21 protein-coding genes are annotated in these 21,773 nt (G+C 58.3%); 9 read left to right on the top strand and 12 right to left on the bottom strand.

Annotated elements, in window-relative coordinates:
* Positions 1–13: 13 nt before the first annotated feature.
* The 12 genes from H522_RS0113190 to H522_RS0113250 all read right to left on the bottom strand — a co-directional run bounded on the left by H522_RS0113190 (position 14) and on the right by H522_RS0113250 (position 10,653).
* On the bottom strand, positions 14–871 hold the full coding sequence (locus H522_RS0113190; protein WP_035453902.1) for a ParB/RepB/Spo0J family partition protein: 858 nt from the start codon (positions 869–871) through the stop codon (positions 14–16).
* Positions 864–1,631: a ParA family protein gene (locus H522_RS0113195; RefSeq protein WP_026962687.1), complete on the bottom strand. Its 768-nt coding sequence runs from the start codon at positions 1,629–1,631 to the stop codon at positions 864–866. Before H522_RS0113195 ends, H522_RS0113190 begins: the two co-directional genes overlap by 8 nt.
* Positions 1,632–1,948: 317 nt before the next feature.
* Positions 1,949–2,806 carry a nucleoid occlusion protein gene (gene noc / locus H522_RS0113205; RefSeq protein WP_035453905.1) on the bottom strand — a complete coding sequence of 286 codons (858 nt, stop codon included), beginning with the start codon at positions 2,804–2,806 and terminating at the stop codon, positions 1,949–1,951.
* A gap of 170 nt (positions 2,807–2,976) precedes the next feature.
* Positions 2,977–3,702 (bottom strand): 16S rRNA (guanine(527)-N(7))-methyltransferase RsmG, encoded by a 726-nt coding sequence (gene rsmG, locus H522_RS0113210; RefSeq protein ID WP_026962689.1) that lies wholly within the window; start codon positions 3,700–3,702, stop codon positions 2,977–2,979.
* Positions 3,695–5,584 (bottom strand): tRNA uridine-5-carboxymethylaminomethyl(34) synthesis enzyme MnmG, encoded by a 1,890-nt coding sequence (gene mnmG, locus H522_RS0113215; protein ID WP_026962690.1) that lies wholly within the window; start codon positions 5,582–5,584, stop codon positions 3,695–3,697. Before mnmG ends, rsmG begins: the two co-directional genes overlap by 8 nt.
* Before the next feature lie 35 nt (positions 5,585–5,619).
* Positions 5,620–6,993, bottom strand: coding sequence for a tRNA uridine-5-carboxymethylaminomethyl(34) synthesis GTPase MnmE (gene mnmE, locus H522_RS0113220; protein WP_026962691.1), 1,374 nt, complete (start codon positions 6,991–6,993; stop codon positions 5,620–5,622).
* A 125-nt stretch (positions 6,994–7,118) separates the two neighbouring features.
* Positions 7,119–7,886, bottom strand: a complete 768-nt coding sequence (gene jag / locus H522_RS19395) for an RNA-binding cell elongation regulator Jag/EloR (protein ID WP_081412135.1) — start codon at positions 7,884–7,886, stop codon at positions 7,119–7,121.
* A gap of 52 nt (positions 7,887–7,938) precedes the next feature.
* Positions 7,939–8,868 carry a YidC/Oxa1 family membrane protein insertase gene (locus H522_RS0113230; RefSeq protein WP_026962692.1) on the bottom strand — a complete coding sequence of 310 codons (930 nt, stop codon included), beginning with the start codon at positions 8,866–8,868 and terminating at the stop codon, positions 7,939–7,941.
* Positions 8,869–8,880: 12 nt separating this feature from the next.
* Positions 8,881–9,099 carry a membrane protein insertion efficiency factor YidD gene (gene yidD, locus H522_RS0113235; protein WP_026962693.1) on the bottom strand — a complete coding sequence of 73 codons (219 nt, stop codon included), beginning with the start codon at positions 9,097–9,099 and terminating at the stop codon, positions 8,881–8,883.
* 31 nt (positions 9,100–9,130) lie between these two features.
* The gene (gene rnpA, locus H522_RS0113240; RefSeq protein WP_026962694.1) at positions 9,131–9,469 is read right to left on the bottom strand and encodes a ribonuclease P protein component; all 339 of its coding nucleotides are present in this window, start codon (positions 9,467–9,469) and stop codon (positions 9,131–9,133) included.
* Between the two features lie 90 nt (positions 9,470–9,559).
* Entirely contained in the window at positions 9,560–9,694 is a 135-nt protein-coding gene (gene rpmH / locus H522_RS0113245) for a 50S ribosomal protein L34 (protein WP_026962695.1), read from the bottom strand.
* A gap of 35 nt (positions 9,695–9,729) precedes the next feature.
* Complete coding sequence (locus H522_RS0113250; protein WP_026962696.1) at positions 9,730–10,653, bottom strand: LysR family transcriptional regulator; 924 nt, start codon at positions 10,651–10,653, stop codon at positions 9,730–9,732.
* 203 nt (positions 10,654–10,856) lie between these two features.
* On the opposite strand from H522_RS0113250, the gene H522_RS19400 reads away from it, so the two are divergent.
* From H522_RS19400 to gyrA, 9 genes are all read left to right on the top strand, one after another.
* The gene (locus tag H522_RS19400; protein WP_081412136.1) at positions 10,857–11,303 is read left to right on the top strand and encodes a CidA/LrgA family protein; all 447 of its coding nucleotides are present in this window, start codon (positions 10,857–10,859) and stop codon (positions 11,301–11,303) included.
* Positions 11,300–12,016, top strand: coding sequence for an LrgB family protein (locus tag H522_RS0113260; protein ID WP_245578116.1), 717 nt, complete (start codon positions 11,300–11,302; stop codon positions 12,014–12,016). Before H522_RS19400 ends, H522_RS0113260 begins: the two co-directional genes overlap by 4 nt.
* Positions 12,017–12,439: 423 nt before the next feature.
* Positions 12,440–13,822 (top strand): chromosomal replication initiator protein DnaA, encoded by a 1,383-nt coding sequence (dnaA, locus tag H522_RS0113265; RefSeq protein ID WP_026962698.1) that lies wholly within the window; start codon positions 12,440–12,442, stop codon positions 13,820–13,822.
* A gap of 303 nt (positions 13,823–14,125) precedes the next feature.
* Positions 14,126–15,250, top strand: a complete 1,125-nt coding sequence (gene dnaN, locus H522_RS0113270) for a DNA polymerase III subunit beta (protein ID WP_026962699.1) — start codon at positions 14,126–14,128, stop codon at positions 15,248–15,250.
* A 13-nt stretch (positions 15,251–15,263) separates the two neighbouring features.
* Entirely contained in the window at positions 15,264–15,491 is a 228-nt protein-coding gene (gene yaaA, locus H522_RS0113275; protein WP_026962700.1) for a S4 domain-containing protein YaaA, read from the top strand.
* Positions 15,481–16,614, top strand: coding sequence for a DNA replication/repair protein RecF (gene recF / locus H522_RS0113280; protein WP_026962701.1), 1,134 nt, complete (start codon positions 15,481–15,483; stop codon positions 16,612–16,614). The genes yaaA and recF overlap by 11 nt, the downstream gene beginning before the upstream one ends.
* Positions 16,615–16,881, top strand: coding sequence for an extracellular matrix regulator RemB (gene remB, locus H522_RS0113285; protein ID WP_051344258.1), 267 nt, complete (start codon positions 16,615–16,617; stop codon positions 16,879–16,881).
* A complete protein-coding gene (gene gyrB / locus H522_RS0113290) occupies positions 16,847–18,763 on the top strand; it encodes a DNA topoisomerase (ATP-hydrolyzing) subunit B (RefSeq protein ID WP_026962703.1) in 1,917 nt (638 codons plus the stop codon). Before remB ends, gyrB begins: the two co-directional genes overlap by 35 nt.
* A 30-nt stretch (positions 18,764–18,793) precedes the next feature.
* The gene (gyrA, locus tag H522_RS0113295; RefSeq protein ID WP_026962704.1) at positions 18,794–21,244 is read left to right on the top strand and encodes a DNA gyrase subunit A; all 2,451 of its coding nucleotides are present in this window, start codon (positions 18,794–18,796) and stop codon (positions 21,242–21,244) included.
* Positions 21,245–21,773: the final 529 nt, after the last annotated feature.

The raw sequence follows: 21,773 nt of genomic DNA on the forward strand, positions 1-21,773 counted from the left end.
CCTACGATGTAACTTAAGGTTCTTCGCCTACGCTCACCAGATTCAAAATGCGCTCCAAGTCTTCGTCGGAGAAATAATCGATCTCAATCTTGCCGCGTTTCTTTCCAGGTCGGATGCGCACCGAAGTTCCTAACCGGACCCGGAACTGTTCCTCGTACCGCTTATAGTGGCTCGGCAGTGGTTTTTTATTTGTTTCACGTGAAACGGTCTCTGGCCGATAGACCAGCTTTTCCAACGAACGGACACTCAGGTCTTCCTCCGCGACACGGCGCGCCAACTCGATCTGCCGCTTCGCATCCGTGACTGCCAACAACGCACGGGCGTGTCCCATCGTCAGTGTTCCACGTGAAACCAAGTCACGCACCTCTTCTGGGAGTTGAAGCAATCGCAGCATGTTGGCCACGTGAGATCGGCTCTGCCCCACCCGTTTTGCTAATTGCTCCTGGGTGAGGTGGCACTTTTCAATCAAGTTTGCGTAGGCTTCCGAGATCTCAATCGCGTTCAAGTCTTCTCGTTGCAGGTTCTCGATGACCGCAATCTCCATCAGCTGCACGTCGGTAAATTCTCGAATGACGGCAGGTACCTTGACTAAGCCCGCCATCTGCGCCGCTCGAAAGCGCCGCTCGCCAGCGACAATATCGTACCCGCGGACACTGCTGCGGCGGACAATCAATGGCTGAATGATTCCGTGTTCTCGAATGGATTGGGCCAATTCATCCAGTTTCTGCTCATCAAACACGCGCCTTGGCTGATACGGGTTCGGTCGTAAGTCCTGAACCGACACGGTGAAGACCTGGTCTTGCTCGGAGACGTCCAGTTCCGGGAACAATGCCCCCAACCCTTTCCCCAGCCCTTTCTGTGGCTTACTCAAGGCCTATCACTTCCCTTGCCAGGTCCATATAGGTCTCAGCTCCACGCGACTTGGCGTCATAATGGATAATCGGCCGGCCATGGCTCGGTGCCTCACTTAACCGGACGTTGCGAGGAATAACCGTGTGATAGACTTTGTCGCGAAAGTACTTCTTCACATCCTCAATCACCTGAATGCCGAGATTGGTGCGAGCGTCCAGCATGGTCAGCAGCACTCCTTCCACCTCTAAAGACGTGTTCAGGTGCTTTTGCACGAGTCGAATCGTGTTGAGGAGTTGGCTCAACCCTTCCAACGCGTAATATTCGCACTGAATCGGAATCAACACAGAATCTGCCGCCGTCAGGGCGTTGACCGTCAACAACCCGAGGGAAGGCGGACAGTCGATGATAATGTAGTCATACTCTTTGCGCAGAGGCTGCACGGCCCGACGCAGCCGTACCTCTCGCGAGATGGTCGGCACGAGCTCGATTTCTGCACCCGCCAACTGGATCGTCGCAGGAAGCACCGACAGGTTCGGTAAATCACTCTGCAGAATCGCCTGCTCGACGGGTACATCGTTGATAATGACGTCGTACACGCAGTAGTGTACATCCGCCTTGTTCACACCGATGCCTGAGGTCGAATTTCCTTGCGGATCGATATCGACCAGCAGCACCCGCTTCCCTAAATCCGCCATGCAAGCCGTGAGATTGACTGCGGTGGTCGTTTTCCCGACCCCGCCTTTTTGATTCGCAACTGCAATAATTCGACCGCTGGCCACAGAGTGCCCTCCTCATTCCGGATTCCCAACGACCTAGCATGCTACCACTCATTCTACTTCAAATTCAATCTGCTGGGTCTAAGAATCTCTCATTCAACCGCTTTCCGTCCCGATTCAAGACACCGAGAGTTCCGCCATTGCGTCCTCATCTTGGTCTCAGAATTGACCAATGCCGTAACCCCTAGATTGTGGGGACGATGTGGATCGATAACGCGGCTGCAAATAAAAAAAGCAGGCTGGTCACCCAACCCACCGTATCCGAAAACCTTTCCATCCGCTCCTTCAATCTGCCTCCTAGAGGGGGGTCCGGAAAAAGGCTAGACTTGCCCCGGGTTCTCCTTTGCGTCAGCATTTCCTTTGGGAACCTTGATGATAAATTGATAGAAATCCGTGTCGTCTTGTTCCTCGCAGACCACGGAGAGACCTGACTTCTCAATCATGCTCAAAGACTGGCGAATGGTGTTGACCGCTAGCCGCACGTCCTTCGACAAACCGCGCTTGCGCGGCCGCCGCGCCGGTGCATGTTCCAAGCGAGCCAGCGTCTGCCGTACCCGTTCCTCCATCTGTTTGACATTCCAACCGCGTTCGAGACACTCCTCAAACAAGCGAATCTGCAGCTCTTCCGAGGGCAGCGCCAACAAGGCCCGTGCGTGCCGTTCTGTAATCTTCCGGCGTCGCAGCGCCTCCTGCACCACCTCTGGCAGGTGAAGCAAACGGAGTTTGTTGGCGATGGTCGATTGCCCTTTCCCCAACCGCTGCGCCAAACTCTCCTGCGTCAGACCGTGCAGCTCCAACAGCTGCTGATACGCCACCGCTTCCTCAATCGGCGTCAGGCCCTCCCGCTGCAGGTTTTCAATCAATGCCGCCGAGGCGGTCTGCGCGTCGTTCATCTCTTTGACAATCGCCGGTACGGTGGTCCATCCCAGCATTCGCGCCGCCCGCAACCGCCGTTCACCGGCAATCAGCTCGTAGCGGCCCTTATGTCGTCGGACGACAATCGGTTGAATCAGACCGTGCGTCTGAATCGTGCGGGCCAACTCGGAAATGCTGTCCTCATCGAAAACTGTGCGCGGTTGGAACGGGTTGGAGACAATCTCGTCGACACCAATCTGCACTACCGACGAACTTGTCGACGTATCCTTTGTACCTAACCATCTTCCCCATGTTTCCCTCATCTGCAACCCCTCTATCCCAGAGCGGCACACCCCAGTGCCGTACTTGCAGAAGTCGCTCGACACAGCTGTCCTTACTCCACTTCCACGAGGACACGCAAATTCCTGCCCCTCGACAAAGGTTGCCGACAAGCGTCAGCATCCGACAGAGGTCACTAAGAATGAAAATTCTTCTACAAAGGGCGCCGCTGGGGAGTGCCCGCCTTTCTCGGAAAGGTGGGACTCACTGTACCCTCGACCCGGATGACAGCCAATGTTCGCTCACCCTCCCCCATTGGCAGCGACGTGCGTTCCACCCGCTCAATCTTCGCCGACAACTGCCCGGCCGCTCGCCGTCCGTCCGGCAGTTCCTCGTCCAATTGCGGGCCCTTATAGGCCAATACACACCCGCCGGGGCGGACAAACGGCACCGTCAGCTCCAAAAGCACGTTCAGACGCGCCACAGCCCGCGACACGACCACGTCAAACCGTTGTCGCCAGGTATCGTCCCGGGCCAAGTCTTCGGCCCGGCCGTGCACTACGGTGACGTTTTTTAGCCCCAGCTCCTCGACGACCGCTTCCAGAAACCGCGTCCGTTTCTGCAGCGAATCCATCAGTACTACGTGCACCTGCGGACAGCAGATGGCCAACGGCAGGCCCGGGAATCCGGCCCCCGTGCCCACGTCGGCCAACTTTCCCGCCTCCCCCAGGGTTTCGGTGAACTCCGGAACACGCAAGGCGAGCAGACTGTCCCAAAAGTGCTTGATGTACACCTCGGATTCCTCGGTCACCGCCGTCAGATTCATGCGTTCATTCCACTCCACAAGCAACGCGTAGTAGCGGGCGAACGCAGCTTGCTGCACGGCCGACAACGCCGCCTCAAATTGCTCCCGCGCCTTCGACATTCGCGCCTCACGCATTGGCCGCCCGTCCTCGCACCTGCTGCAAGTGCACCAAAAGAATGGAGATATCCGCCGGGGTTACGCCCGGGATGCGGGCAGCCTGACCCACCGTCATCGGCCGCACCTTCATCAACTTCTCGCGCCCCTCCGACGACAGACCACGCACCCCTTCATAGTCCACGTCGGCCGGAATCGCCTTCTCCTCCAAACGCTTCTGCCGTGCAATGTCCTGCAGTTGCTTTTGGATGTAGCCACTATACTTGACCTGAATCTCTACCTGCTCCCGAACCTCTTTCGGCAGCCGCTCCGAGTCGCTGCCGCCCTCCATCTGCTCGATGTGCCGATACTCGACTTCCGGCCGCCGCAACAGCTGCTCCAGGCTCGCCACGTCCGCTATCGGGCGCGATCCGGCCGCCTCCAATACGGGATTTGCGACTTCCGGGCGCACGCGCGTATTCGCCAATCGCTCCAGTTCCGCCTTTACGGCCTGGCGCTTCTCCACCATCCGATCGTACTTTTCTGCCGGCAGCAGCCCAGACTGATAGCCAATCTCCATCAACCGCAGGTCCGCGTTGTCGTGCCGGAGCAGCAGTCGGTATTCAGCACGCGACGTCAACAGCCGATACGGCTCGTTGGTGCCTTTGGTGACGAGATCGTCAATCATCACCCCGATATACGCGTCCGATCTCGCCAGCACAATCGGCGGCTCTCCTTGCGCCTTGCGCGCCGCGTTGATGCCGGCGACAATTCCCTGGCCCGCCGCCTCCTCGTACCCGGAGGTGCCGTTGAGCTGCCCAGCCGTGAACAAGCCCTCGACCAACTTCGACTCCAGGGTCGGCCACAACTGGGTCGGCACAATCACGTCATACTCAATCGCGTAGCCCGGCCGCAGCATCTCGACCTTCTCCAGGCCTGGGATGGTCCGGAGCAACTTCAACTGCACATCCTCCGGCAAACTGGTCGACAACCCCTGGACATACCATTCCGCCGTATCCGGGCCCTCCGGCTCCAAAAAGATTTGATGGCTCGGCCTATCGCGAAAGCGCACCACCTTATCTTCAATCGAAGGGCAGTACCGGGGACCGGTTCCTTTAATCTCGCCCGAATACATCGGTGCCCGATGCAGATTCTCCAGGATGAGCGAATGGGAGTTCTCGTTCGTATACGTCAACCAGCACGAGACCTGGGGGCGGACAGGGACGTCCGGATCGAACGAAAAGTGTTCTGGATGCTCGTCCCCAGGCTGCTCCTGCAGCGCGTCAAAGCGAATGGTGTTGCGGTTGATGCGCGGCGGGGTCCCGGTTTTAAACCGGACCAGGTCAAACCCGATGTCCAACAGGCTGTCGGTCAGCTTCACCGCCGGCATCTGCCCGTATGGCCCACTGTCGTACGACACATCGCCGATGAACACGCGGCCACGCAGATAGGTGCCTGTGGTCAGGACAATCGCCTTCGCCCGGTACTCTGCGCCGGTTTTGGTCACCACCGCGTACACCCTGTCGCCCTTGGTCAACAGCTCCTCGACCATGCCCTGCTTCAAATCGAGGTTTGGCTGATTTTCCAGTTTCTGCTTCATCAGCGCGCCGTACAATCGCTTATCCGCCTGCGCGCGCAGGGCTTGCACGGCCGGGCCTTTACCCGTGTTCAACATCCGCATCTGGATGTACGTGTGATCAATATTCCGGGCCATCTCCCCGCCCAACGCGTCAATCTCCCGGACCACGATGCCTTTGGCGGGTCCGCCAATCGACGGATTGCACGGCATATACGCAATTGTGTCCAGGTTGATGGTCAAAAGCAGCGTTCGACAGCCCATCCTCGCCGCCGCCAAGGCTGCTTCGCAGCCTGCGTGTCCGGCGCCCACCACAATCACTTCATACTCGCCCGCGAAGTAGCGCACGCATCCGTCACCCCTTCCCTTTCCACGGGAAAACGTTATTTCCCAAGACAAAACTGAGAAAAGATCTCGTCCAGCAATTCCTCGCCGACCTCTTCACCAATCACCAAGCCCAACTCGGCATACGCTGACTGCAGCTGCACCGCCACAATATCTAAGGTCGCCCCCATTTCGGCCGCCGCAACCGCCTCGGCTAATTCGCGGCGAGCCGATTCCAGCAACCGCCGCTGCCGCTCATTCGCCATATAAGTCAGGTCCTGTCCACTGCCAAACCCGGCTACGGTCGCCATAGTATCGGCCAGTTCCGCCATTCCTTGCAGCTCCCTTGCCGACACCTGAACCACGGTCGATCCGCCCGTATACGGCGTCAATTCTTCCTCATCGACCACCCGCGGCAAATCGGCCTTGTTCAGGACAATTATCCGTCTCAATCCCTCGGTATCCCGCAACAACTGAACGTCTTCCGGACTGAGCGGCCGCGAGGCGTCGAGCACCAACAACACCAATTCCGCCTCCTGCAGCATCTGCCGCGACCGCTTCACGCCCATCCGTTCCACCACATCGCCGGTTTCGCGAATCCCAGCCGTATCGAGCAGACGAAACGGAATCCCGCGCATGTTCACGTACTCTTCCAGGACGTCCCGCGTGGTTCCCGGAATATCGGTGACAATCGCCCGATCCCGCTGCAATAGAGCGTTCATCAAGGACGACTTACCGACATTCGGGCGCCCGACAATCGCCGTCGCCAATCCGTCCCGCAGCACCTGCCCTGTGCGTGCCGCTGCCAACAGCTCGTCCAGGTCCGCTAACAGTTCTCGCCCGGTTTCCACGACTTGCGCGCTCGCTACGTCTTCTACATCGTGCTCCGGGTAATCAATGGTAACTTCTACATGCGCCTGCAGACGCAGCAGCTTCTGCCTTAGTTCCCGCACTTTATCCCCGAGACGCCCCCGCACCTGCTCCAGCGCCGATTGGGTCGCGCGCTCCGTTTTCGCCCGGATGAGGTCCATCACGGCCTCCGCCTGCGATAGATCAATCCGCCCGTTCACAAACGCGCGGCGCGTAAATTCCCCGGGTTCCGCTAACCGCGCCCCGGCATCGAGCACGCACCCCAGTACCGTCTGCACGACGCGCAAGCCGCCATGCACCTGCAGCTCCAGCACGTCTTCCGCCGTGTAGCTCTTCGGCCCTGGCATCCACAAAATGATGGCCTCATCGACCGTTTCCCCTGATTCTGGGTGTACCACACGCCCGTAGAGCAGCTTTCTTGCACCAAGCGTCGGCTGCCGTCCCGCAGGGGTCCGCACCACCTTCTCGGCGATTCCTTTGGCCCCCTTACCACTGACGCGAACGATTCCAACTGCCGATTCTCCCGGGGCTGTCGCCACCGCAGCAATCGTGTCCAGCTCCATCTCCTTTTCCCCCCTTTGCTCACAACGTCTCGTCTATAAACAAAACCCTTCTCGCGGAGAAGGGTCCCATATCCATACCAATCCGAAACCAGCTACAAAACAGCCGGGCTAACGCCCAACTTCCGTTACTCTCGCGGGTCTGCCTGCATCGCCGACGCGCTTATCCGCGCATCCGACGCACTCATCCGCGCACGCGGCGTACCCCAGTGCAACGGCACCACGACGACCCTGCGGTTGGGTTCTTCCCCTTCGCTGACCGTCCGCACGTCGCCGCGCCGCTGCAGATGCGTGTGGACCAATTTGCGTTCGGAGGCCGACATTGGCCGCAGGGATACCGGCTGGCGCGTCCGCAGCGCCTTATCCGCAGCCCTATCGGCAATCTGTAGCAGGTTCTCCTGCCGCCTGCGCCGATAATCCCCGGCGTCGACCACAAACCGCAACCTTCGCTCCACCCGCTGATTAGCAACCACGTTGACGAGAAACTGGAGACTGTCCAAGGTGCTGCCGTGACGGCCAATCACCACCGGCAGCTCTTCTTCTCCACAGATTAACTCTAACTCGACAACCCCATCCTGTCGACGATGGCTGTCAGCGGGCTGCCCTTCGTGCACATCCTCTAGAAAACCGGCCTGCAGGCCGTGCCGAACCCGGGCGGACCCGTTGACCCCCATACGACTCAACACCTCAGTCAAAAACTCCACCGCTTCTTCTTCGGGGGTAGAAGGTACCGTCACTTCGACTTCCGCCTCGCGACTGCCAAACAAACCGAACAAGCCCTTGGCCGGTTCGGTCAACACTTTGACCTCCGCCTCGGCACGCGTAGCTCCCAGCCGAACCAACGCAGACGTAATCGCATCCTCGACCGTCCGCCCCGTCGCAATAACCCGCTTCATCGTCTGGAAATCCCCTCACAAAGATATCCATTCTATGCGCAAGACATCCGTTCTATCTGCGCTTTTTTTCACGCTTCCCGGACTTGGCGGATTTCTTCGCTGTCTGTGGTTTTTGCTCGGTGGTCGATCCGCCCGTTGTCCCTTCCTCTTCGCCACTCGATTTCTTTTTCGTCTTTTTGCCGCTTGGCTTCGGATTGTCGGCCACGGCCGTTTGGCCGCCCCCGGCTGCTGCCACTGCGGTCTGCGCCTTCTCACCAGGCCGCACGCGGATAAAATACGCCTGCGCCGCCGTAAACAGGTTGGTATACACCCAATACAACGCCAATCCGGAAGCAAAGCGCGTCGCCATGATGAAAATGAACACAGGCATCACAAACAACATCCACTTTTGCTGCATGTCCTGCCCTATCATCATCACGCGCGACGACAAAAACGTCGTCAACGCGGCGACAAACGGCAAGATATAATAATGGTCCGGTTGGCCGAGTTGGAAGATGCCCAGGAACGTACTTTGGGCCATATGGACGTTCCCTTCAATGGCTCCAAACAGTGCGTACAGGACTGGGAGTTGCAGGAGCATCGGGAAACACCCGGCCATCGGGTTGACCCCGGCCTCCTGCCACAGCTTCTGCATTTCTTGCTGCATCTTCTGTGGATCGTTCCTGTACTTGTCCCGAATCCGCGCCATCTCCGGCTGCATCTGCTGCATCGCCTTGGAATAGCGGATCTGCTTGATGAAAAAGGGCATGATGAGCAGCCGCACCAACACGGTCAAAACCAGCAGCGCCAGCCCATAATCGCCGCCCAGCGCTTGCGCGAAGACGTCCAATAAATGGGATACAAACTTCAGGACGTCCCCCCAGGCCCCCTGCGGCCATTTGCCGGGAGCACTCGGATACATTCCGCAGCCGGAAACGAACATCAACAGCAGTCCGCTCGTCAACCAAAGCCATTTTCGATTACGATGCGACGTTTGAGCCAACCACAGGTCCTCCTATTTCCGTGTTGGAACTGGATCGATGCCTCCAGGGTGCCAGGGTCCACACTTGACTAGCCGACGGGCGCACAGCCAACCGCCGCGGACCACCCCAAACCGGGCAATCGATTCCAAGCAGTACTCGGAACACGTTGGGTAAAAACGGCACCGGGCCGGAAACAACGGGGAAATCACCAATTGATAGCCACGAATGAGTGCCACCAACAACGTTCTCACAGATTGGCTGCCCCCTAGCTTACCAGCCTTATCATATCATGAACTTGCCCTTTCGCAGCAACTTCGTCAACTCTTCGTTCAATTCGTGGAACTTCGCCCCAGCCGCCGCTGGACGACAAACTACAACAAAATCTACCCCATATCCCGCCAGGTCTTCCTGGCGGCGCTGAAAACACTCCCGCAGCAGTCGCTTCAAACGGTTGCGCTCCACCGCTTTTCCGACCTTTTTACTGACAGAAAAACCGACACGAAAGGTTCCCAGCCGATTGGGGCACCAATACAGGACCAAGCGGCGCGCCGCAGCAGAACGACCGCGACTGAACACGCGGCGAAAATCGCGATTTTGTTTTAGTCGGTGGACCGCATTCACGCCACATGCTCCTTACCCGCCGCAAAATTCTCCTTAACGCAAAATTCTCCTTAAGACGACAGTGTATGAAAAAAGGCCACCGAAGTGGCCTCACGCGGACAACACCTTTCTGCCCTTACGACGGCGCGCCGCAAGCACCTTGCGGCCATTCTTCGTGCTCATCCGCTTGCGGAACCCATGCACCTTTTTGCGCTTGCGCACGTTCGGATTGTAGGTCGGCTTCACCCAAGCCACCCCCTTTAACAAAGACACACTATTAGCTAGTATACGGGGTTGTCTGAACTTCTGTCAACCACTGGCTGCTGCCGACCGACGGATCGTGCCACGTCGACAAAGGATTGCACCACCCGCGCCGTTTCCCCGTCGCGCCAAGCCACCCCCATGGCGGCTTTTGGCGCAGGCCCTGACAACTCCCGATAGACGACGTCGCGCGTGTGTAGGTTGCGGGCCGATTGTGGCACAAACGCCACGCCTAACCCGCCCGCGACCAGTCCGATGACGGTTTGAAACTCTTTGGCTTCCTGACGGATAACCGGGCTAAAACCCGCTTCTCGACAGAGACGAATGACGGTGTCGTACAGCCCTTCCCAGGTGGTTCGAGCCAGCGCCACCATCGCCACCCCCCGCAGGTCATCCAGTTCGATTTGGCTTGCTTGAGCGAGCACGTGGTCGCGCGGGACGGCCAACACGCAGTCGGACTCCTGCACTACCTGCACCGCCAATCCCGCTTCTGCCAACGGCGGACGCACTAACCCGACGTCGATCCCCCCGCGCAGCAGGGCTTGTTCCTGGCTCGGTGTGGATAGCTCGTATAACGAAATGGCTACCTGCGGGTGGCGTGCACTGTATTCGCGCAAAATCGCGGGCAGAATGTCGTAGGTGGCCGATCCGACAAACCCCACCGCCAACTGACCAATTTCGCCCCGGCCGGCCCGCTGCGCGGCCTCTAGGGCGTGGCGCGCCGCGGCCAGCGCCTTGCGCGCTTCCACCAGCATCACTTCCCCGGCTGGCGTCAACTCCACGCCCCGGCGCCCACGGACGAACAGCGGCGCCCCTACCTCCTCTTCCAACTGACGAATCTGTTGACTTAAAGGCGGTTGCGTGATGCGTAGGCGCTCCGCGGCCCGGCCAAAGTGACGCTCTTCGGCCACTGCCACAAAGTACTGGAGATGGCGAAGCTCCATCCGCCTGGATCCTCCTTTTCATTCGCAATATGAATCAAATCTAGTCTGATTATATATTGGACGAATCGCGATGCGCGGAGTACATTGGCGAAGGATCCGTTCCACGCTGGATCCGTCCACATACCGCATGCGGATCGAAATCTGCAGTTGACCGCGGGGAGATGTGGATAAGTTTCCGCGATAAAGAAACGGAGGGAAAAGCGATGACTTGGCTGCGGCGCGCCTGGACGATTGTTTGGCAGGTGGCGTTGCTCTGGGGAATCGATGAGGCGGCCAACCTCATCGTCCACGACCTGCACATTCCCCTTCCTGGCAGTATCTTTGGTTGTCTATTGCTGTTTGCGCTGCTTTGTCTGCGGGTTGTGCCCGTAGCCTGGCTGGAGCAAGGAGCCAACTGGCTCCTGGCGCAACTGCTGTTGTTCTTTGTGCCGTCTGCAGTCGGCATCATCCAGTACAAGCACCTCATGTGGACAGAAGGTGGGCGGCTGTTGGCCGTGATGGGACTGGGAACGGTATTGGTGATGGCCGTCACCGGTCTGATTGCGGAATGGTTCCCAAAGGCCTTGGAACGCAGCAAACGGACGTCGATGAACCGCGACTCGGAGAACACCTCCGTGACGTCGAAAACCTATGGGGGGAGTTCATCGTGAGTGGCATAAGCGTCCATGAAATGAGCGTCGCTGGAATCACCGCCGCCAGCTTTCTGGCACTTACAGTCGGGTTGTACGGATTGTGCCGCAAGATACACCGGCGTTGGCCCTATACCTTGCTGTCCCCGATGTTGACCTGTCTCGTCGCGACTCTTCTAGTGCTCGCTTTATGCCATATCCCGTACGCGACATATATGTCGGGCGCGCATTGGCTGACGGCGCTTTTGCAGCCGGCAACGGTGGCGTTCGCCGTGCCTCTGTACCGGCACCGCCATGCACTCCTCCGCCATGCTCCGACCATCGCCTTGGCGCTGCTTGTCGGCAGTGTCACCGCAATCTGCACTTCGTTCGGACTCGCCAAAGTGGTCCACCTTGGACAAACCGTGGCCATCAGCATGGCGCCCAGGTCCATCACCACCCCGATTGCCATCCAGATTGCACAAACCATAGGCGGCAACCCGGTCTTAACCGCGACCTTCGTCATTTGTACAGGGATTCTCGGCAGCATCCTCGGGCCCTGGCTGATTCGCATCCTCCGCATTCAATCTCCGCTTGGCCGCGGCATCCTCTTCGGCATGGGGGCACACGGCATAGGCACCAGCAAGGCGTTTGAATTTGGCTCCGAAGAAGGCACCTTCTCCACCCTGGCCATGGTGCTCGCCGCCCTGCTTGGGGTGCTGGCAGCCCCGCTGCTGCTGCGTCTTTGGATGTAGACGCAGGGCAGCGGCCACTTATCCACGTTATCCACAGAATTGTCCACACCCCCCCAACCCTCTTCGATGCAATCTTTCATATCCTCCACACCGTATCCACATGTTTATCCACATGTGAACACCTTGTTTAGAAGCGGTTGTGGAAAATGTGCGACTTGTGGATAAGTCGGCGACAGCGATTGCCTTTTCTCGACACGCTCTGCTATAATCTGCGGTGCCACACGCAGCGGGGCTGTGTATAACTGAGAATTATCCACAAAGTTGTCCACACCTTGTGGATAACTTTACTCACACAATCCAACCCTGTTGACAACTAGACGGCGTTATTCACAATCCACAGCTTCCTTGCCATTCCGGACACACAATTTCTTATTCCCACTACAGGCTCACGGGTGAATCCGCAAGGGGAGGTCTTTGGCGTCGATGAGCTCTCAATACGATGCCCAGTTTTTCAATCGCGCCTGGGAACAAGTCCTAGCGCATATGCAAGCTACGATGAGCGGCCCCAGTTATACGACCTGGTTTGGCGAGACACAAATCATCGATTACAACTCAGAAAAGAACCGGATTACGGTGCTGTGCCCAACCGACATTTCTCGCCGCTGGCTGGAAGAGCGCTACACATCGCAGATCCACGACCTGCTCCTCGCCGCCACCGGTCAGACTTTTCAACTCCGGTTTACGACCAATCCCAATCTCCCGGCAGAGGAAGCGCAGTCCCGGCAGGCTTCGACAGCTCTCGAAGACGAGGAAGAAAGCCCCTTCCCGAGCACAGATCAGACACGGCTCAACCCGCGCTACACGTTCGAAACGTTTGTCATTGGCGCCAGCAACCGGTTTGCGCATGCAGCCTGCCTGGCCGTCGCTGAGGCCCCAGCAAACGCTTACAACCCGCTGTTCATCTACGGCGGGGTCGGCCTTGGCAAGACGCATCTCATGCACGCCATCGGCCACTTCGTACTGCAAAACCACCCGGGCGCAAAGGTGTTGTACATCACGTCCGAGCGGTTCACCAACGACTTTATCCACGCCATTCGCGACAACACGACGCGCGACTTTCGCAATCACTACCGGTCCATCGACGTCCTGTTGATCGACGATATCCAGTTCCTTGCAAAAAAAGAAGGAATCCAGGAAGAGTTTTTCCACACGTTCAATACACTGCACGAAAACGGAAAACAGATTGTGATTTCCAGCGATCGTCCACCGAAGGAAATTCAAACTCTGGAAGACCGGCTGCGATCCCGCTTCGAATGGGGACTCCTTACCGACATCCAGGCGCCCGACCTGGAGACCCGTGTGGCCATCCTGCAGCGCAAGGCCAAGGCAGACGGACTCCATATTCCCAGCGATGTTCATTACTACATCGCCAGCCAGTTCGATTCCAACATCCGCGAGCTCGAGGGAGCCTTGATTCGCGTCATCGCCTATTCCTCTCTGGTCAACGAAGACATCACGGTGGAATTGGCGGAGCAGGCGCTGCAAGACATGATTCGGTCCGACAAACACAAGACCATCACGGTCGCCCAGATTCAAAAAGTGGTCGGCGACCACTTTGGGCTAAAGGTCGATGAACTGAAAGCGAAGCGGCGGACCAAGAACGTCGTCTTGCCGCGGCAACTCGCCATGTATCTGGCGCGGGAACTGACTGAGTTGTCGCTGCCCCGCATCGGCGAGGAATTCGGCGGGCGGGATCACACAACCGTGCTCCATGCCTGCGACCGCATCAGCCAAAGCCTCGAGCGCGATCCGGAGCTGCAGACGACGGTCAACCGCCTCGCGGAAGCCATTCGCACTCTGTGCTGAAGCGCATGAAGCCTTCCGGCAGAGCGCTCGCCGGACGCCTATCGTCTATACACAAGATGCTTTTCCACATGTGGATAACCAGAGGTCTTTTGCGCTACTTTATCCACATGTTATACACAACCCTTTTCCTTGCTAGACAAGGAAATTCACATACTTGTCCACATTTCCACCGGGACTACTACGAGTAGTACTATGTATCTGATCTACTCTCCATCTACTACTTACGACGCGATTAACACGCGTCCGGCCGCCCCTCACGACGCTGAGGTGCGAGACCGGATGGGAAGGAGTTCGTGCATTCGGATGAAACTCACCATTCCACAACCAGACCTTGTGCAAATGGTCAACACCGTGTCCAAGGCGGTGGCGGTTCGTACCCCCAGACAGGTTCTAACCGGCATTCTCCTCGAGGCGTCCGCGAATCGACTGACTGCTACAGCTTATGACCTTGAACTCGGGATTCAGAACTGGATGACCAGCGAAGAAACCGAAATTCGTGTCGAAGAACCGGGCGCGATTGTATTACCGGCGCGCTACTTCCTCGATGCGATTCGGAAGTTGCCGGCTCAGCCTGTCACCCTGGAGACAACCAGCAATTACCTCACCGCCATTCGCTCTGGGCAGGTCGAGTTTCATCTGCACGGCATCGATGCGGCTGAATTTCCCCGCCTGCCGGCGTTTCTCGGCGCGGCTTCGATTACGGTCTCCAGCGATATGCTGGCCGCGCTCATTCGTTCGACTGTGTTTGCCACCGCGAACACCGAGGTGCGGCCGACCCTGACCGGCATCCACGTGCAGTCCTCCGGGGATACACTCACCTTTACCGCCACGGATGGACTACGCCTGGCGACCCGCAGCGTTACCCGCCAGGTGTCCCAAGATACCGAGTGGGACGCGGTACTGCCCGGCAAATCCCTGGTTGAACTATTGAAAATCTTGCCAGACGAGCAGCTCCCGGTAACCATCCAATTTACGACCAGTCACTGTCTGTTCGCTCAGGCGTCGACTCTGTTTTACACGCGCCTCATCGACGGTGCCTACCCGGACACTAGCCGTATCATTCCCACCACGCACCGAACGCAGGTGATTGTTGATACCGAATCGTTGACCCATGCCATCGACAGGGCCGCTTTGATTGCCCCGGCGCGGGAGAACCATATGGTGCGCCTGTACATCGCCGAGGACAGCCTGACCGTTGCCTCCAGTTCCCCGGAGGTTGGCAACGTTTCGGAAAAACTGGACATCGTGGATAAACAAGGGGATGATCTGACTATCGCTTTCAACGCGCGCTACGTGCTGGACGCCCTCAAGGTCTGCGATACGCCGGAGGTGCAGATCCAGTTCAACGGCCCGCAACAGCCGTTTGTCATTCGCCGACTCGGCTATGACGATGGCTTGCAGTTGATTTCCCCGGTCCTGACGAGGTGAGAGGTGAATCGGGATGCCTGTGGTGAACATCCAGTCGGAGTACATGACCCTCAGCCAGTTCCTCAAGCGCATTAACGCGATAGATACCGGCGGCCAGGCGAAATTTTTTCTGCGCGAGCACACCGTGCGGGTGAACGGCGAGCCCGAAGTGCGGCGCGGGCGCAAACTGCGACCCGGCGACAAGGTGGAAATTTTCCATCAGGTTTACGTGATTGAGGCATCCTCCGGTCATGCAGATTGAACACCTGGTTTTGCGGGATTTCCGCAACTACGTCCTCCAGGAGGTTGAGTTTGCGCCGGGCGTCAACGTGCTGTTGGGCGAAAACGGACAGGGAAAGACCAACGTCCTCGAAGCCATCTACCTCTTGGCCGTCGGCAAGTCGCACCGCACCAGCCGCGACGTCGATCTCATCCGCTACGGTGCGGACCAAACGCAGCTTACGGCGGTCATCACGCATCAAGAGCGGCCGTCTCGGCTGCGCCTCGAGTTTGGGAAATTCGGCAAGAAGGCGCATGTCAACGGCGTTTTACAGTCGAAAATGAGCGATTTCGTCGGCCGCTTTCAAGTTGTCCTGTTTGCCCCGGAGGACCTGCAGCTCGTCAAAGGAGGGCCGGCGGTCCGCCGCCGCTTCATCGATATCGAGCTGGGTCAGACGCATGCCCGGTATCTGCATCACTTGAGCCAGTACCACCGTACGCTGCAACAGCGCAACCACCTGCTGAAGCGGCCGTCGCTTGACCTGGATTCCATTTCGGCGTTTGACGATCCGCTCGTTCACCACGGCACCGAGGTAATGGTGCGCCGCCAGCGGTTCATTTCGCTGCTCCGGGAAATTGCGCGGGAAATCTATACGAGCATCGCAGAGGGTCGAGAGGAGCTCGACTTGCGCTACCAGATGGCCGTCGCCACCCAGGTAGACGGACGTTCTACGGAGGACGACCCTTCGTGGTCCGCCGACCAGCTGCAGGCTGTGTTTCAAGCGCAGCTTGAGGCGAAGCTGGGGGCGGATCGGCAACTGGGCTATACGAGCGTCGGCCCGCACCGGGACGATTTGGTTCTCTACCTAGACGGCCGGCCGGTGCAGGCGCACGCCAGCCAGGGTCAGCAGCGGACCATCGCCCTCTCCCTGCGTCTGGCGGAGATTGAACTGATTCGTCGCGAGGTGGGCGAATACCCGGTCTTGCTCTTGGACGACGTGCTCTCTGAGTTGGATGACCACAGGCAGCGCCAGCTCTTGCTGTCGATGAGCGACAAGGTGCAGACGCTCGTCACCAGCACGGGTCTCTATCAGTTGGGGGACCGCTTAGAGGGGCGTTCACGTTTGTTTCATGTTCGTTCTGGTATAATACAGAAGGAGGGGTAGGTGCTTCTTTCCATGTTTCTGCACATTGGGGGCGACACCATGGTGCGCCTGCGCGACGTCATTGGTATTTTCAACGCGCAGTCACCCGACCTGAGGAACAGTATCTCGGCGGTTTCGCTGGCAACGGACGAAGCCGCGACGGGAGAAGTGAAATCTTGTATTGTTACGGCGGATGCCGTCTATTTTTCGCCCATTTCCTCGTTGACGTTAAAAAAGCGGGCAGGACAACTGGATGGAGGGGACTCGTTTGCCGGAACAGACGTATGACGAATCGCAAATTCAAGTCCTTGAGGGGCTGGAAGCGGTCCGCAAGCGTCCCGGAATGTACATCGGATCGACCAGTTCTCGCGGGCTCCACCATCTGGTGTGGGAAATCGTCGACAACTCGGTAGACGAGGCCCTGGCCGGCCGTTGCACGCGGATTGTGGTGACGGTCCATCCAGACAATAGTGTGACCGTGGAAGACAACGGTGCCGGGTTTCCCGTGGGGATTCACCCGAAGACGGGCCGCCCGGCGGTCGAAACGGCCTTAACGGTGCTGCACGCAGGCGGTAAGTTTGGTGGCGGCGGCTACAAGGTCAGCGGCGGTCTGCACGGGGTCGGCGCGTCGGTGGTGAACGCCTTGTCGGAGTGGCTGCGTGTCGAGGTGCACCGGGACGGCAAGGTGCACGTGCAGGAGTATGAACGGGGCGTGCCTTTGTACGACCTGAAGGTGGTCGGTACGACGGACCACACCGGGACCATTGTGTCCTTCCGTCCAGACCCGGAAATCTTTACGGAAACCACCGAATTTCAGTCGGACGTGCTCCAGGGGCGGCTGAGAGAGTTGGCGTTTCTCAACGCGGGCCTGGAGATTGTGTTCAACGACGAGCGGGAAGGCAAGTCCCGTACATACTGCTACTCGGGCGGAGTCGCCGAGTTCGTCTTGTTTCTCAACAAGTCGAAAGAGGTGCTGCACCCGGACCCGGTGTTCGTAAAGGGCATCCGCGACGATGTGTCGGTGGAGATTGCGCTGCAGTACAACGACGGCTACGCGGCGACGCTCTATTCGTTTGCCAATAACATTCATACGCATGAGGGCGGGAGCCACGAGGCCGGCTTCAAGACCGCACTCACGCGCGTCATTAACGACTATGCGCGCAAGATGAATCTGCTCAAGGAAAACGAGAGTAACCTGACCGGCGACGACGTGCGCGAGGGGCTGACGGCGATTGTCAGCGTCAAGGTGCCGGAGCCGCAGTTCGAGGGCCAGACCAAGACCAAGCTCGGCAACAGTGAAGTGCGCGGCATCGTGGACGGCCTGTTTGCGGATAAGTTTTACGCGTTTTTGGAGCAGAATCCGTCCGTAGCGCGCAAGATTGTTGATAAGTCGGTGACGGCCGCGCGGGCTCGGGAAGCGGCGCGCAAGGCACGGGAATTGACACGCCGGAAAAGCGCTCTGGAAGTCAGTTCTCTGCCGGGAAAACTCGCCGACTGCTCGTCTAAGGACGCGTCCATCAGCGAGTTGTACATCGTCGAGGGCGATTCCGCGGGCGGATCGGCCAAACAGGGGCGAGACCGGAACTTTCAGGCCATCCTGCCGCTGCGCGGGAAGATCATCAACGTGGAGAAGGCGCGGCTGGACAAGATCCTCTCCAACACGGAGATCCGCTCCATCATCACGGCGATTGGCACCGGAATCGGCGACGACTTCGACCTGTCGAAAGCGCGCTACCACAAGATTGTCATTATGACCGATGCGGACGTGGACGGCAGCCACATTCGCGTGCTCCTTTTGACGCTGTTTTACCGGTTCATGCGCGAACTGATTGACGCCGGCTACGTCTACATCGCTCAGCCGCCCTTGTACAAGATCACAAAGGGTAAGACCATCCGTTACGCCTATTCGGACAAGGAGCTGGAACGGGTGCTGGACGAGATGGGGCGAAGCGGCATCGGTGTGCAGCGGTACAAGGGTCTTGGCGAAATGAACCCGGAGCAGTTGTGGGAGACGACGATGGATCCGGAGTTTCGCACGCTCCTAAAGGTGACGATGGAAGACGCCATGGAGGCGGACGTGCTGTTTAGCACCTTGATGGGCGATAAAGTGGAACCGCGGCGGGAGTTTATCGAGGAACACGCCAAGTACGTGCGCAACCTGGACATCTAGGTGGGCACAAGCGGCGAGGAGTGACACATTTTGGCGGAGGAGTTTTCGAGCAAGGTTTTACCGGTTGACATCAGCCAGGAGATTCGCAATTCGTTTATCGACTATGCGATGAGCGTGATTGTCAGCCGAGCCATCCCGGATGTGCGGGATGGCTTAAAACCGGTACACCGGCGCATTCTGTACGCAATGTACGAGGTGGGGATGACGCCGGACAAGCCGTATAAGAAATCGGCCCGCGTGGTCGGCGACGTCTTGGCGAAGTATCACCCGCACGGCGACGCCGCGGTGTACGACGCCTTGGTCCGGTTGGCGCAGGACTTTTCCACCCGCTATCCGCTCGTCGACGGGCATGGCAACTTCGGATCGATTGACGGGGATGCGGCCGCGGCGATGCGCTACACGGAGTCGCGCATGTCGGCGATTGCGATGGAACTTCTGCGCGACATCAACAAAGAAACGGTCGATTTTGGCCCCAACTACGATGAGAGCGAGCAAGAGCCACTCGTTCTGCCGTCGCGGTTTCCCAACTTGTTGGTGAACGGATCGTCCGGGATTGCGGTCGGTATGGCGACGAACATCCCGCCGCACAACCTGCGCGAGGTGATCGACGGCGTTGTCATGATGATTGACAACCCGGAAGTGACGGTGGAGGAGCTGATGCGTGCGGTCAAAGGACCAGATTTTCCGACCGGCGGCATCATTCTCGGCCGAGACGGCATCCGCCAGGCGTACGTGAGCGGCCGTGGGTCGATCACGGTACGTGCGTCGACCCAGTTTGAGGAGATGTCGGGCGGAAAGACCCGCATCGTGGTCAATGAGATCCCGTATCAGCAGAACAAGGCCCGGTTGATTGAAAAGATTGCGGAGCTGACCCGGGACAAAAAGATTGACGGCATTACGGATTTGCGCGACGAGTCGGACCGCAACGGGATGCGCATCGTCATTGAACTGCGGCGGGACGTACGCCCGCAGGTCGTCTTAAACAATCTGTTCAAGCACACCGGGCTGCAGACGAGCTTTGGCATCATCAACCTGGCGCTGGTAAACGGCGAGCCGAAAGTACTCGGCTTGGCGGACATGATTCGCTTGTACATCGACCACCAGCGCGACGTGGTCCGCCGGCGCATCCAGTATGACCTGAATAAGGCGGAGGCACGCGCACACATCTTAGAAGGACTGCGCATCGCGCTCGATCACCTGGATGAAGTGATTGCGCTCATCCGCGGGTCGCGCACCACTGAGGAGGCACGCGACGGCCTGATGAGCCGCTTTGGCCTCAGTCAGGAGCAAGCGCAGGCCATCCTCGACATGCGTCTGCAGCGCCTGACGGGTCTGGAACGGGAGAAGATTGAGAACGAGTATAAGGAACTGTTGGCTCTGATTGCCGAGCTGCGGGGGATTCTCGCGGACGAGCGAAAGCTGTTGGGAGTCATCCGACAGGAGCTATTGGAGATCCGCGAGAAATATGGAGATGAGCGTCGAACCCGCATCGTCGCGGCGGAGGGCGAGATCAACGAGGAAGACCTAATTCCGGTCCAGGATGTGGCTGTCACTTTAACCCACGCCGGATACGTGAAGCGTCTGCCGGTGGCGACGTATCACACGCAGCGGCGGGGCGGCCGCGGCATTACGATGATGGGAACACGGGAGGAGGATTTTGTGGAACACATGTTCATCACCTCGTCCCACGATTCCCTGCTGTTCTTTACCGACAAGGGCCGGGTGTACAGCCTGAAGGCTTATGAGATTCCGGAGTTCAGTCGTCAGGCGAAAGGCATTCCCATCATCAATTTGCTGCAGCTGGAGTCGGGGGAACAGATTACGACGGTCATCCCGATGCCGAGCCTGGATACGGAGGAAGCCCAGGGAAAATCGTTGTTCTTTGCCACCCGGCAGGGCATCGTCAAGAAGACCAGCTTGACGGAGTTTGAGAACATCCGTAAATCCGGGCTCATCGCGATTCACCTGCGGGATGATGATAAGGTGGTTGGCGTACGGTTGACCGACGGCCAGCGGGATATCATTCTGGCCACGCAAAGGGGCATGTCCATCCGTTTCACGGAAACGGATGTGCGCCTGATGGGGCGAACGGCCACGGGGGTCAAAGGCATCCAGCTAGCCGAGGGCGACGAAGTGGTCGGCATGGATGTGGTCGACGAGAACGCCGATGTGCTGGTGGTGACCAGCCGCGGCTACGGAAAGAAAACCCCTGTATCGGACTACCGCGTGCAAACCCGCGGGGGCAAGGGCATCAAGACGGTCAATTGCACGGAGAAAAACGGTGTGGTCGTCGGCCTGAAGATGGTGCAGGATGAAGATGACCTGATGATTATCACCAATGCGGGTGTTACCATTCGCATTCACGTGGCGGACATTTCGACCCTGGGGCGGCTGACGCAAGGCGTAAAACTCATCAACGTCCCAGAGGGCGAGGAAGTGGCCACAGTGGCCCGCGTGGCCGCAAATTCGGATGAGGATTAAGGGGGCGAATACCATGACCGGATGGGAACGCTTTGCTATCGAGCAAAGTGGCATGTTTATCGGCTTCTTCGTCCTGGTTGGGCTGGCATTCTTGGTGTTTAACGCGGTCTTACGCCGGGATTGAACTCCGACTCACGGGCAGCGACGCTTTGAGCGTGATCTCCTGCCCAACAACAATGGTGCTGTGAAGCAAGTAACCGCCCCGAAGACGTCAACCTATACGGGGGCGGTTATTTGTTTTGGACAAGGCAAGTACCACGGCTCATTGATGGGAAGCTCGGCTTTCGCTCATGCGGGGCTTGGTTTAATCATTTTTTCTGGTCCCGTAACGTTACGGCTCCTTGGGTGATTCTCTTGAACCGCGTGAATCGCGCACGCGGGTAGTGGTATACAGAAATTATATGTATCATTATCATTAGCTTGCACTTAGGGCGTAACCGTGCTATATTAATCAGCGTCGCCGCTCGACCGGCGGCCCTGAAAACCGCAAAACATCGGCATCCAACATCTACCGCTTGCAATTATGGCG

Source organism: Alicyclobacillus herbarius DSM 13609, assembly GCF_000430585.1.
Lineage (GTDB): Bacteria > Bacillota > Bacilli > Alicyclobacillales > Alicyclobacillaceae > Alicyclobacillus_G > Alicyclobacillus_G herbarius.